Below are 12334 nucleotides of genomic sequence, written 5' to 3' on the forward strand. Positions count from 1 at the left end.
GACAAATCACGGTGGGGTGAGCAACGTCACGATCGGCGCTTTCTTGGGTCCGCGTCGCTCGACCTTGATCTGGCCGGCTGCCTCCAGGTGCGCCAGCACCCGGTATTTCACCTTGCGGTCAATGCCGTATTTTGTCAGCAGTGCATTCGAGAGCGGGAAGGTTGGGCTTCGCGCTTTCCATGCCATGTAGTGCAACAGCACCAGGACCGCAGCACCGGGAATTCCGGCCGCCTTCGCCATGTTGGTGGCCCACACCAACGGTATCGCGGTGAACTCCGGCCGCTTCCTCCTGCGCGCTTGTTGGTCGAGCTCAACCTCTTCGACGGGGATGTGCTCGCCGAGGCCCGGGCTGTACGCGTATCGCTGTTTTCCGCTCACGCAACGCCCCGTTTCTTCGGCAACGCGCCGATGGCTTCGACCGTGTTCATGATGGTCGACCACATCTTCAGCGCCATTGGCCGGCTGTCGACATACCGCTCGCCGCCGTCGATCCGCTTGTCCAGTTCAACGCCGATCTCAAGCCCGCCGCAAACTTCCCGGCCGGCTTTGCTCATGATCTCGATCGCATGTTCGATCTTCTCCGGCCCAGTATCCTCAAACAGGATGCCGTCGTGAATGAGCATGATCGGCACGATGCCGGCTTCCACCAGACGCACCGTGGCAAGCCGCAGCATTTCAGCGCCACCGCTTTGCATCGGAAAATTGTAGAGCGTGCGCCGGTTCGGGCTGTGCGAGATCCGCAATGGCCAGCCGAATTCGCTCTCGATCCGCCTATCGAGCATGGCTGCCGTCACGGTGTCGGCACGCCACCGCCAAAAGCGCGGATACCTTCGCTTGTGCAGCTGGATGATTTCGCTCGCGATCAGCGGGTGACGATTGAGACCGCGGGCCAGAGACGGCACGCCCATGCCGTAGTTGATGCCGAGTTGCAATGGCTTCATCCGATCCCGCACCGCGCGGTTTGCCTTCTTCCAGCGCACAGGATCAGGATCATCGGCGAGGCCGCACATGACGGCGAGGGCGTGATAGATATCGCCGGCCAGATAGTCGGCCTTCAACATCGGATCATCGGATCGAGCGGCAGCGATGCCGACTTCCTGGCTGCGCCAGTCGAGATAGAAGCCTACCGAGCCGGCCGGGAATCGCATGAACGACCGCATGCCGGCATGCGCATTATACGGACTCTTCGCATGCGCATTGCGGCCGGTCGACGTACCGAATGGAAACAGCGACGGCCGATTTCGACCATCGCGGCCGATCGGAAGCCGCGCTTTGCTGATGAAACCGAGGCTGTCGCGCAACGCGTACAGGCCTTCAATGCCTGGCACATGGCTCATCAGACCGAAAGCGTCGGCTGAAACGTCGAGTTGTCCGCTCTCGAGCCGGGGCCAAGCGGGGACGCCGGCATAGGCCAGCCATTCCGCAAACCGGACGTATTCCCACTCACCTTCATCCGAGAAGATCCGGTGCGGGCTGCCATGGCTCGGGTCGAAGCGACGGATCAGGTCGGCTATCACGTCGGCCTTGTTCTCCTGCACGAGGTTCCACAAAACCATGTCGATCGGCATGCCGCGCGCCTGGATCAGGGCAATAGCCTTCGCGCTGTACTCGGACCAGTGCAACACCTTCGGCACGCTGGCGGGCTCGTAATAGTCGGTTCCGCGCAGTTGGGCGCGTAAGAGGCGCTTGCTCGCGCGAACGTCTTCTTCGCAGTAATCGAAAACCTCCTGCTCAATGTATTTCTCGCGCCACGTCCCGTTGCCGATGCTCTCGGATATGTCGCCCTTATCGATGCCTTCCCAGCCTTCAATGCCGTACATGCGGCAGGCATCCGACAGCCGCTTGCGCGGCTTGATGCGCGCCTCGTCAGGGCTGTACGGCAACAAGATGTTGCTGGCCGCGAGATAGGCGGTGTGCTGATCAAAGATGTATTTGGGAAAGTTCCAGCCGAGCACCTTGAAGCAGGTCATCTCGGCCCACGCGCTGTAGGCGACCACCAGCGTGTCGGACCCGATGTCGAACGGCGGCGCATAGCCGAACTCGCCGCGCCACAAGCGAATGGTGCGAACGTGCTGGCAGTTTTCATCCAGCACGTAGGCCACCATGCAGAGCGGATTAGGTAGATCGCCGGGCGCGACTTCGTATTCGAAATCGCACACGACGATATTTTTGAACTTGGTCCTCATAAAGATCAGGTCAAGTTCTGTTTCGCACCGACCAGCCGCAGGAGCGCCGGGTGATCATGCCGATCAATCATGCGGCCGTTGAATGTCACCGTCACGAGGTCATTGAGCGTGCGCTTCGGCCAATTCGGCGCGGGAAAGGCGTCAGGATCGCGGGCGTGGTCGATCTTGTAGCCTTCGGCGCCGTCCGCCTTCCGGCTCTCGACTTGAACCCACTGCGTCCGGCCCATCAGGCAAGCCTGCACAGCCGTCATGTTCCAAGGGTTCGCCCGCTCCCATTGGGCGCGAAAAGCCTCATAGCGGGCGTCCGGCTCCTTGCGCTTCTTCGCTTTCGCCTTCATCGGCTAACTTTAGCCGAAAAACTGCAATGTTAGCTCCCGGTTAGCTCGGCCCTGTGCGCCGTTGCCCTAGATATCTGTAAAGGCTACCAAAAATGCCGCTTGACAGGGTTAGCGTAGCGTAATCCGCCGCTAGAGGCCGCCGAATTGGCGGATTCCCCATGAGCCCTGAACACAGGCCCGTTACGCGAGCTCCAATGCGGCATTAGCCGCTCACCAACAGCGTATCGAGCTTGTACGTCAGGTATTCCTGTTGATCTCGACCTGCCTTGCGGCAGGTGATGGCGCCGCCTGAAACGGATTCGAGTTCGTCCAGGCTAAGTTCTGCTCTGCTGGTTTGGCGGTTCTGGTTCTGCTTCTGCTTGGTCATGGGGATCTCCTCCATCACTGATGGACCTTCCTTACCCCACCCTCGTCGGACCGGATGTGCGCCCGATCACACTCGACGAGCCCGCCCTGGCGGATGATCCCCACCAAACAATTCTCGGTCGGTGATGAGGCCGTTTTCCAAGCAGCACGAAGCAGGCCGGAAATGCCGCAATGGCATGGTTTCGCGTGCTGCCATCGGAGCCAGCTATGGCTTGCGGCGGGCGTGAATTTAGCGAACTAAACTCTTCCGAGCTTTCGGAAGTGTCGGGACGTTTCTCATGGCATCACCGGCGGATGATATTCGAGCGTGTAGGCCAGCGCCCACAGCAAGAACAGCACGACCGGCAGATGCACGAGTAATTGCAGGAACGTGAAACCCACGACGTCACGAGCGCGCAGACCTAGAACGCCGAGGAGCGGCAGCATCCAGAACGGGTTGATGAGATTGGGCAATGCTTCCGCGGCATTGTACACCTGCACAGCCCAGCCGAGGTGCACTTTGAGGTCGGTGGCCGCCTGCATGACATAGGGCGCTTCGAGCAGCCACTTCCCGCCCCCGGACGGGATGAAGAAACCCAAGACCGCCGAATAAATTCCGATCACCAACGGATAGAGATGCTGGGTAGACATGCTTACGAAGGCATGGGTGATCTGATCGGAAACGGTTACGCCTGCACCATTCTTCGCTTGGGTCAGGATGGCGGCGATTGCGCCGTAGAACGGGAACTGGATCAGCACGCCGGACGTCGCCGGTACCGACTTGACAACCGCCGCCAAAAATCGCTTCGGCCGCCAATGGAGGAGAAGTCCGAGCATGATAAACATGAAGTTGTAGGTATTGAGGCTAGAAATTGCGATCATCCAGTCTTGGCGAGAGAATTCGTTGATCACCCAGCCAAGCGCGAGGAGCGCGAGCAGAATAGTAAGGATGGGTGAATGTTCGAGCCATTCCCCAGGCTGCCTGGGCGGCGCCACGACAATCGCGTCTTCGCGTGAGGCATCGATCCCCATTGCTTCGGCGGTGACCGCGGTGTTGGGTCCGGGGGCCGACCGAACCGCAATGACGACGGAAATCACGAGAAGCGCAGCAGTAATCACCATCGATTGCCACAGAAAGATCGTCTCGGAAAACGGAATAACGCCGGTGATCGATAATAGGCTCTTCGGCAAGCTTGCAGGATTTGCCTGCAACTGTGCTGCCGACGAAGACAGCCCCATCGCCCAAGTCGCACCGAGCCCCAGATACGCCGCAGCCGCTGCCGCGCGGTAATCCATCCGCAATTCGCGGCGCGCCGCAAGCGCAAGCACCAACAGTCCACCAAGGATCAGGCTGAGCCCCCAGTTAAGCAACGAGGCCAATATGCTCACGATGGCGACGAGGCCCACGGCACCGGTGCCGGTGCTGGGCAAGTCAGCAAGCCAGCCGATAAGGCGCCGCGCTGGGGCGGAGGTAGCGACCACGTATCCACCGATAGCAACGAAGGCCATTTGCATGGTGAAGGTGATCAGACTCCAAAAGCCGTTGCCGAAGGCTACACTAACAGCGAGCGGCGAAGCCCCGTTTATCAGTGCTGCGAGCGCGACCACCACGACGGCAATGGCGACAAAAATAAAGGCGTCGGGAAACCAGCGCTCCGCCCACGCGGTGAAGCCGATTGCGATCCGAACCAGTGCACCTTCTTGCTCGGCTGGACCACCGGAAGATGCGGCTGGCATTGTTGTCATTGCGAAATCCTCCCAAGACCTCACGCGCGAACTGCTTATGATCAGGGTGCTCTCGAAATGTCAGTTTGGCGATCCAGTTTGATCCGATAATTTGGCGAACTCCAATGCGATTGACGGGGTGAGTTCACCGTTCCTGCCCGAAAGGGTGCCGCGTCATGCTCGGCCCTCCTGAAAAGTCGCAGGCGCAACAGCGTAGTCGCAAAAAGTCGCGGAGAGCGTCGGCTCCCTCGGATGGATGATGTTGACATAGATCAACGTTGTCTTCTGCCTTCGGATGCCAGGCTGGCCGCGCGGGGCCGCAGTCTAGCCCTTGGCGCACCGCACCCCTCGGCGGCCCCGGCCACTCGATCCCTACCATCAAGAAGCGCCGCGGCCGTTCGGAATCCGCGCGCCGCTCCTCCGCGAGGCCCTGCCTGTCGTCGCATCACAGTGGAGCATGCCGATGTGGGTCTTGATGTACGTGTTCTCATACTCAGTCAGCCCGCCGCCACTAACGACAGGGCGGAATGGAGGCTTCTTCCGACCGTAGTGTTTCAGGAGTTCTCGAATGAAGAGCGATGCAGGGCGGCCAAGTTGGCACTTGAAGGCAGTTTGAAGGAGGCGGGAGCCAAATTAAGAAGTGGGTTAGAAGACTTGAAGTGCATAGGTAAGGCTGACCCGAAGCAGGTCATCAAGTGGAATGCCTTCCGAAATGAAGCCTGGCGCCACAGCGGCTGTCATGTCCGCTTGTGGCACCTTTGAGACGTGCCGACTGTATCGAGCAATGTCCGCTTTCAGGGGCAACCCTGGCATCGATCTCTGAGGCTCCGCTGAGAGTTGCGAGCGTTGCTTTCGAGTATTGAGGTTCTTGTGAGCCGCATCGGCCGCAGCGGTTCTGACTGGCCGCAATGTGCCGACGCTACCAAGCGTCTGGACGGACGCCTTAGTGAGACAGCGCTCGGCGTCGCTGTTGACTGCCAAGAGATCGGCCCATTGCAATCGCGGTTCATTCCGCCTGTGAAGTGACGGTCGTCATCCGCGCGGGAAGCACATGCTGCTTTCCGCGCTTGAGGCGGAATTGGTTTTGGATGGGTGCGGTCGGCATTGGGGCGGTGCGATGATCGCTAGGCATTACAATCCCGCCAACACTTCTTGCGCGCGCCGACGAGATGATCGAATAGTATCGCTAGTTGCTGCGGCACATGAGTCCGGTCGTGGCACTTTTCGGTCATGCCGCCGTGGCCGCCCTATGTCCGTTGTTGGGGGCAGAGGGAGAGGTTCGTAGTACCGCTGAAGCCGGGTAATGCCGGTGGAGGGAAGGGACCTCAGTTCAAAACAGACGCAACAAGTGCTGAGGGATTTGGAGATTGGGCAACCTATCAACTCCGAAAACTGTTCAGAAACTGCAGAAGGCGTTGCACGCGAAAGCGAAGGCAGAACCGGCCTGCCTTGCAGGCGATGCTCTCCCAACGGGTTCACCCGGTCGCCTGAGCGACACACAGAGGGGAGATAACATGAAATTCGTTTCTGCCGCCGCATTGGCACTTATTGGCTGCCTTGTCGGCTTCAATTCGGCAAACGCACAAGGAGCCGCTATGAAAACGACGCCGACGACCAAAATTCTCGCCATCGGGACCATCAATCCTGGTTTTGAACAATCGCAGGTGTTTGCTGTCCTACCGGAGGAAGTTCGGGAAACTGTCGACCTCTACCTCGATGGCAAGATCGAGCAGTGGTACTCGCTACAGGGAAAGCCGGGCGTGGCGTTCATCATCAACGTCACCGATCCGGCCGTCGCTCACGAAATGCTCGAAAAGCTGCCTTTGGGTAAAGCACATATGATGAGCTTCGAACTGATCCCCATTGGCCCGCTCAACCCGCTTCGCTTTTTGCAGGGCATGCAGCCGAAACCTTGAGATATGCAGGGCCTTACTTGGACGTCATGCGCGGGCGTTAGGTGTTCAGTCGCACTGTATGATGGCAATCGTTCACATCGATGACGCAGTCGCCGCGACGGTCGCCGCGCTGACTGCCGAGCCGGGTGTAACAACGTCGAAAGGATAGACATCATGTCACAGCCGGTGAACGACGACGCGATCGATTTCTTCGAGATCGACCAAGATATCACGCTCAGGCGCATGGTTATGCGCAACTCGAGCCCAAAGGGGACCGTTCTCTTCCTGCATGGGTTTCCGGAGACCTTGTACGTCTGGAAGGCCATCGCCAAGGCTCTGGCCGATGAGTACGAGGTCCACGCTTTCGACTGGCCGGGTTATGGCCTCTCATCGAGGCCAACGGTCGACAGGTTTTCCTATGCGCCCAAAGACTACGCGCGAATTCTGGATCGATACATCGGCAAGGCAGGGATCGACACATCGAAGCTGACGATCTACGCAACCGATATCGGCGCGCTGCCTACGCTCCTGCTGGCCGTGGAAAGACCCGATATAGCAAGGACGATCATCGTGGGCGATTTCGCCCCGTTCAACAGGCCCCAATTCATGTACGCGAGCCTGCAAAGCTTGAAGGAGGGACCTGCGATGGATCAGGTCCGCGCCAACCTGAACAGCAATCGCGACGAGATCCTGCAGAACACCTTCACGAGAGGTTTGCCCGAGGAAGAGCATTTTGAAGTTGCGCGTGAGTTCAAGGACGACATGTTCCGAGGATGGACCCAGGGAGCGATGACGTCGGCAGACGCGTTCTCCCACTACTACTCGCACTTTACGCGAGACCAGGATCACTTCGAATCGCAACTTGCCCGGCTCAAGACGCCCGTGAAGGTCGTTTGGGGCGAGAAAGACCTCTACATCAACAAGGAGATGGGAGTAGAGTTCGCCGAACGAGTGCGCGCGAAACTGACTCTTCTTCCGGGCATAGGGCACTTCCCCCATCTGCAGAATCCAATGCTGGCCATCGATGAGGTTCGTGACGCTTTCCGATGAGCCGCCAGCTGCTGCACCTTGAGCCGAAGCGTTGGTCTGTTGTGCTCACGGCAGATCGATGGACCGACATGGCAACGTCCGCTTCTGGCACATGGCGTCACTTAGTGCGGTGCAGCGATTTGTCCGAAGTTAGGGGAAAACCGGAAGTGGCCGGCGTTAGCGTAATCCGCCATTGAAGCCGCCGACTTGGCGGATTGCGCCTTCCGCCTTCGCTCGATGAGCTGCGGCGGACGCAGTCGGCTCAATCCGCCCTACGGACCTACAGCAGCCCCCGATAAATCCCGGGCTCCGATCCCTCGATCGCCACTGCGCCGACCGCTTTCGAATAAAACTCCGCCGGTCCCACGCCGCCGATGATGGCGTAGCCAAAGCCCTGTTGCCTCATGTCCTCGAGGCAGGCGAACAGCAGGGCTTTTCCAATTCCGCTTTTTTGCGCCTTCGGGTCGACGCCGGTGGGACCGAAGAAGTTGGGACAGGTCGCATCATGGCAGGCGAATCCCACGATCTTCTTTTGCTGGACCGCGATGAAGCAGGAGACCGGCTGGCGGCTGAAGGCGACCTCGGCTTCGCTGGCCCATGCCTCGCTAAATGCCTGCCGCACCCAGGCTGTGACCTTGTGCTTTTCGGGGGCGAGCGCGCGCCGCATGACGATTCCGGCCTTAAGCAATCGATCGTATGCAGGCCGGGAATCGGGCAGAGCATAGAGCTTCACGAGCATGTCCATCGGGCGACCTTAGTGGAAAAGGTGCCCGACGGGCAAATCAGTGATTTTCTGTCAAGCCCATCTTTGTAAAACCATTGCGCAGGAAGCGCCGGGTGTTCCGGGTACCTGTGGTGACTACCCTGTGCTCACTACCAATGCACAGGGGCCGCGGGTGCTTAGGGCACCCGGCGTTTCCTGCGCCCTCTGATTTTCGAGGGAACGGATCATGCAAGACTCGGGCGCATCGCGCCGCGGGATCGTGAAGGCTCGCCTGGTCCCACGTCATTGCGAGGAGCCACCGGGTCCCGCCTCCGGCGGGCCCGATGATAAACTCCGCGACGACTTGTCCGCCGTGGCTCAACGAGCGAAAGCGGAAGCAATCCATTCTTTCTTTGCGGCGACATGGATTGCTTCGCGGAGCCTGTCATCGGGCGCGCATTCGCGCGACCCGTTGGCTCGCAATGACGGGCTGTGAAATCATCGGGTCTCTTGCTACAATGGAAGTCAACGAGGCAGCTTCGAAGTATGTCCGATCGCAAGTCCATCGTCAGCGATCCCGAGACCGTCCGCGCACGCGCGATGGAAACGCTGTTCGAGCGGCTGGAAAGCCTGTGCAAGTCTGGCGCAGTACGGTCACGGAATAGCGGCAAGCTTCAACGCTTTCATTCCTGAAGGTGCAGTCGTTGGGTGGCCCGAGCTCAAGGCAATCCCCCTCATTCATGTCGTGCCGGACGCTACCCTCCACAAAGACAAGCGAGCCGTGGAGAACCCAGACGAGATGCTTTCGGTTCGTGTAGGACGAGGCTGGAAAGGAGGCTTCTTTACCGGGGGGCAACTCCACGTGGATGATCTCAATTGGCGTCTCTGATCGAGGCGAAACGTGGCGTCGGACGTATCCTGTCACCGGGTCGATCCAGAGGGGCTGCTGTTCCTTGCGGAGCAGCATCCCCTCCTGCATTTCAGCTCGTACCATGAGCGTGGACATGCTGATCTCGAACGCGCCAGACAATCGTGCAAGCAGCATTGCAGTCGGGCTACTATCGCCTCTTTCGATTTTGTGGATCATTGCCCTTGAGACACCGGACCTCTTGGCGAGTTCGGTCAGTGACCATCCTCGCACTTCCCGCTCAATACGGACGCGCGCTCCAATACGTTGATCGAGGCTATCTAACTTAGTGGACGTCATCCGCTTTTAATAAACGAGCGCCGGCCGAGCTAGGTCAAGCTTGACCTGCCAAGCTCATTTCGTCCACTAAAAGAGACCGAAAAGTAACTTATACAGGGAAATCGCATGAACCCTGCTGTCCGTATTCGCCCGGCTTCCGACTCGGATCTCCAAGCGATTCTCGGCATCTACAATGACGCCGTGCAAAATACCACGGCGATCTGGAATGAAACTCTCGTGGACCTTCCCGACCGTGAAGCTTGGTTCGCTGAACGCAGGGCAAAGAATTTCCCGGTCGTGGTCGCTGAAAAGGATGGCGAGGTGATCGGCTACGCAACCTACGGCCTTTGGCGCGCCGTCGAAGGCTTTCGCTACACGATGGAGCATTCCGTGTATGTGCGCTCCGATCGGAAGGGAAAGGGGCGCAGGTCAAATGCTTATGGAGGCCCTCGTCGCGACAGCGAAGGAGCGAGGCGTTCACGTCCTGATCGCCTGTATCGAAGCAGAAAACTCTGCCTCCCTGCCTGCACGAGAGGTTGGGTTTTCGGTTTGTTGGACGGTTCGCTGAGGTTGGTCAGAAATTCGGACGCTGGCTCGACCTGACATGCTTGGAATTGCGCCTGTGACTCGATGCCGAGGCGCGAGGATTTTTAGCTGCGCCTTTCGATCGCAGCTGCAAGACGATCCCTGGTGTAGGCGGCAAGTTCGGTCAATGCCTCGACGGCGAGTGTCTTTTTCCGATCGGCAATGGCCGTAAGAATGCGCTTGTGAAACGCGACGATCTCTTGTCGCTCTCGCACACGGAAAATAATCATGTTGCTGATTGGCTGAAGGCCTTCGATCACCGAATGCATCAGAAACTGCATGAGCGAATTCGCGCTGGCATCGACAATGGCGCGATGAAACCTCACGTCGGAATCGCAGAACTCCTCATCACTGAGGTTGCCCTTCTTCTGCAACTCAAGTTCAGTCCTCATGCGCTCCAACTGATCATTGGTGCGGTGTTCGCACGCCAATTTGACGCAGACTGATTCAAACTCCAGTCGCGCAGTCACGATTTCATCGACGTTAATGTCTCCGACCGCCACCATTAGCGTGGTCGTATTGGCAAGCGAACGTCCTGCCTCCGGGGGCGCAGGCGCTGTGACGAAGTTGCCGCCGGTCGGTCCGCGGCGCGATCTGATCAAGTGTTGGGCCGCCAAGCGTTTCAAAGCTTCGCGGATTGTCGGTCTCGAGACGTTGAATTTCGCGGCCAGTTCATCCTCCGACGGCAGTCGAACGTCAACTTTGAGCCTGCCTTGAAGGATCGCGGCGCGAATATTCTCCGCAATTTGTTTGGCGGCACTTGCCGTTACCACGTCGCCTAGATCGACCTCAGAGTCTGCCGCTTTCGCCATCTACCTTCTCTGAATTACAGCCAAGAATCTCACTCGTAGCAGTACCGGCAAGCCGCAAGTTCCACAAGGCGGCTTCTCACCAAATCTAATATTTGTTTGACAAATAGACATTTGACGATAGGTTTCGTTCCGAAAAATCAGTGGGCGGCCGAATTGGGCGGCCCAAGAGGCCACAGTAACATTGTGTCCAGCGCGATGCGATGTTCGATGGGAAGGGAAACAGGGATGGTTGATGTTGTTTCGGTCGGTGAATTGCCGCCAGTGGGCGATGTCCCCCAGCGAATGCACGCGCAGGTCGTTCGAAGTGATCGGTTGGGGGATCCGGTGAAAGCGTTCCGGGTCGAGGAAATTGAGACGCCAAGGCCTGGAAAGAAGGAGGTCCTGGTCGCAGTCATGGCCGCGGGCCTCAATTTCAACAACGTCTGGGCAGCCCGCGGCGTCCCGATCGACGTGATTGCCGCTCGGAAGGCTCAAGGGTCAACTCACGATTTTCACATCGGCGGAAGCGATGCCTCCGGGATCGTGTACGCGGTGGGAGACGGGGTCGAGGACATCAAGATCGGCGACGAGGTCGTTGTGCATCCAGGCTTTTGGGATCCCAATGATCCGGACGTCCTTGCCGGCCGCGATCCGATGCTAGCCAACAGTGCGCAAATCTGGGGCTACAACACGAACTTTGGCTCATTCGCGCAATTCTGCCTCGCTTACGATCATCAGATCCTTCCGAAAGCAAAACATCTCACCTGGGAGGAGGCCGCAGCTCCCACTTTGGTCGGAACTACCGCCTACCGAATGCTCCACGGTTGGCATGGGCACACGGTCCAAAAGGGGGATGTTGTCTTGGTTTGGGGCGGTTCCGGCGGCGTTGGATCACAGGCAATCCAAATCGCCAAGGAAGCCGGCGCCTTGCCAATCGCCGTAGTCTCCGATGCGAGGAAGGGCGAATATTGCAAGTCGCTTGGGGCGGTCGGCTTCATCGATCGCCGAGAATTCAATCATTGGGGGCAGCCTCCGCACTGGACCGATGACAAGGGGCAAAAGGCCTGGACAGTGCAAGCACGAGCATTCGGCAAGAAGATCTGGGACGTCCTGGGCGAGAAGCGCAGCCCGCAGATCGTTATCGAACACCCCGGAGAAGATACAATCCCCACCTCAATCTTCGTGTGCAACGCGGGTGGCATGGTTGTGATTTGCGCGGGGACGACCGGCTACTCGGCCGTAGTCGACCTTCGATACCACTGGGTTCGCCAAAAGCGGCTGCAAGGCTCGCATGGCACAAATACCGAGCAAGCTAAGGCCTACAACGACCTCGTCATTGCCAAGCGAATTGGCCCTTGCATGGGAGAGGTGCGCTCGTTTGATCAGGTTGGTCAAGCTCACCAGGACATGATGAACGGCAAGCTTGCCCACGGCAACACGACCATCCTGGTTGGAGCTCCCGAAGCTGGCCTCGGCGTTTCGAACTAACGGAGTGTCTGATTTGGCTTCCAGTGCCTGAGGTGAAGGACAGCTATCGCGCGCTGATTTTGC

General features: G+C 58.7%; 11 protein-coding genes and 1 pseudogene. 4 read left to right on the forward strand and 8 right to left on the reverse strand.

The annotated features are described in order from the left end of the window. Positions 1–6: 6 nt before the first annotated feature. From NL528_RS06710 to NL528_RS06730, 5 genes are all read right to left on the reverse strand, one after another. Positions 7–378, reverse strand: a complete 372-nt coding sequence (locus NL528_RS06710) for a hypothetical protein (RefSeq protein WP_309181909.1) — start codon at positions 376–378, stop codon at positions 7–9. Continuing rightward, complete coding sequence (locus NL528_RS06715) at positions 375–2186, reverse strand: DNA polymerase (protein ID WP_309181910.1); 1812 nt, start codon at positions 2184–2186, stop codon at positions 375–377. The genes NL528_RS06710 and NL528_RS06715 overlap by 4 nt, the downstream gene beginning before the upstream one ends. Positions 2187–2191: 5 nt before the next feature. Next, complete coding sequence (locus NL528_RS06720; protein ID WP_309181911.1) at positions 2192–2524, reverse strand: hypothetical protein; 333 nt, start codon at positions 2522–2524, stop codon at positions 2192–2194. A 202-nt stretch (positions 2525–2726) separates the two neighbouring features. Next, positions 2727–2891 (reverse strand): hypothetical protein, encoded by a 165-nt coding sequence (locus tag NL528_RS06725; protein WP_309181912.1) that lies wholly within the window; start codon positions 2889–2891, stop codon positions 2727–2729. Positions 2892–3166: 275 nt separating this feature from the next. Continuing rightward, positions 3167–4606, reverse strand: coding sequence for a TIGR00366 family protein (locus NL528_RS06730; RefSeq protein WP_309184818.1), 1440 nt, complete (start codon positions 4604–4606; stop codon positions 3167–3169). Between the two features lie 1502 nt (positions 4607–6108). Between NL528_RS06730 and NL528_RS06735 the strand changes: the two genes are divergently transcribed. After that, complete coding sequence (locus tag NL528_RS06735) at positions 6109–6510, forward strand: hypothetical protein (protein ID WP_309181913.1); 402 nt, start codon at positions 6109–6111, stop codon at positions 6508–6510. 153 nt (positions 6511–6663) lie between these two features. Next, positions 6664–7539 carry an alpha/beta hydrolase gene (locus NL528_RS06740; RefSeq protein WP_309181914.1) on the forward strand — a complete coding sequence of 292 codons (876 nt, stop codon included), beginning with the start codon at positions 6664–6666 and terminating at the stop codon, positions 7537–7539. 259 nt (positions 7540–7798) lie between these two features. Here the strand turns inward: NL528_RS06740 and NL528_RS06745 are convergent, their stop codons facing one another. Then, positions 7799–8263 carry a GNAT family N-acetyltransferase gene (locus NL528_RS06745; RefSeq protein WP_309181915.1) on the reverse strand — a complete coding sequence of 155 codons (465 nt, stop codon included), beginning with the start codon at positions 8261–8263 and terminating at the stop codon, positions 7799–7801. A gap of 526 nt (positions 8264–8789) precedes the next feature. After that, complete coding sequence (locus tag NL528_RS06750) at positions 8790–9428, reverse strand: XRE family transcriptional regulator (protein ID WP_309181916.1); 639 nt, start codon at positions 9426–9428, stop codon at positions 8790–8792. A 105-nt stretch (positions 9429–9533) separates the two neighbouring features. Between NL528_RS06750 and NL528_RS06755 the strand changes: the two are divergent. Beyond that, positions 9534–10033 (forward strand): annotated as a pseudogene (locus NL528_RS06755) (GNAT family N-acetyltransferase). Positions 10034–10057: 24 nt separating this feature from the next. Here NL528_RS06755 and NL528_RS06760 read toward each other — a convergent pair. After that, positions 10058–10804 carry a FadR/GntR family transcriptional regulator gene (locus tag NL528_RS06760; protein WP_309181917.1) on the reverse strand — a complete coding sequence of 249 codons (747 nt, stop codon included), beginning with the start codon at positions 10802–10804 and terminating at the stop codon, positions 10058–10060. 225 nt (positions 10805–11029) lie between these two features. On the opposite strand from NL528_RS06760, the gene ccrA reads away from it, so the two are divergent. Next, positions 11030–12271, forward strand: a complete 1242-nt coding sequence (gene ccrA, locus NL528_RS06765; protein WP_309181918.1) for a crotonyl-CoA carboxylase/reductase — start codon at positions 11030–11032, stop codon at positions 12269–12271. Positions 12272–12334: the final 63 nt, after the last annotated feature.

Source organism: Bradyrhizobium sp. Ash2021 (assembly GCF_031202265.1).
In the GTDB taxonomy this organism is placed as follows: domain Bacteria; phylum Pseudomonadota; class Alphaproteobacteria; order Rhizobiales; family Xanthobacteraceae; genus Bradyrhizobium.

What these genes read in the sequence shown, in the direction of transcription:
- NL528_RS06715 (WP_309181910.1), bottom strand. Translation starts at nt 2,186, where the DNA reads ATGAGGACCAAGTTCAAAAATATCGTCGTGTGCGATTTCGAATACGAA.
- NL528_RS06720 (WP_309181911.1), bottom strand. Translation starts at nt 2,524, where the DNA reads ATGAAGGCGAAAGCGAAGAAGCGCAAGGAGCCGGACGCCCGCTATGAG.
- NL528_RS06725 (WP_309181912.1), bottom strand. Translation starts at nt 2,891, where the DNA reads ATGACCAAGCAGAAGCAGAACCAGAACCGCCAAACCAGCAGAGCAGAA.
- NL528_RS06730 (WP_309184818.1), bottom strand. Translation starts at nt 4,606, where the DNA reads ATGCCAGCCGCATCTTCCGGTGGTCCAGCCGAGCAAGAAGGTGCACTG.
- NL528_RS06735 (WP_309181913.1), top strand. Translation starts at nt 6,109, where the DNA reads ATGAAATTCGTTTCTGCCGCCGCATTGGCACTTATTGGCTGCCTTGTC.
- NL528_RS06740 (WP_309181914.1), top strand. Translation starts at nt 6,664, where the DNA reads ATGTCACAGCCGGTGAACGACGACGCGATCGATTTCTTCGAGATCGAC.
- NL528_RS06745 (WP_309181915.1), bottom strand. Translation starts at nt 8,263, where the DNA reads ATGGACATGCTCGTGAAGCTCTATGCTCTGCCCGATTCCCGGCCTGCA.
- NL528_RS06750 (WP_309181916.1), bottom strand. Translation starts at nt 9,428, where the DNA reads ATGACGTCCACTAAGTTAGATAGCCTCGATCAACGTATTGGAGCGCGC.
- NL528_RS06760 (WP_309181917.1), bottom strand. Translation starts at nt 10,804, where the DNA reads ATGGCGAAAGCGGCAGACTCTGAGGTCGATCTAGGCGACGTGGTAACG.
- ccrA (WP_309181918.1), top strand. Translation starts at nt 11,030, where the DNA reads ATGGTTGATGTTGTTTCGGTCGGTGAATTGCCGCCAGTGGGCGATGTC.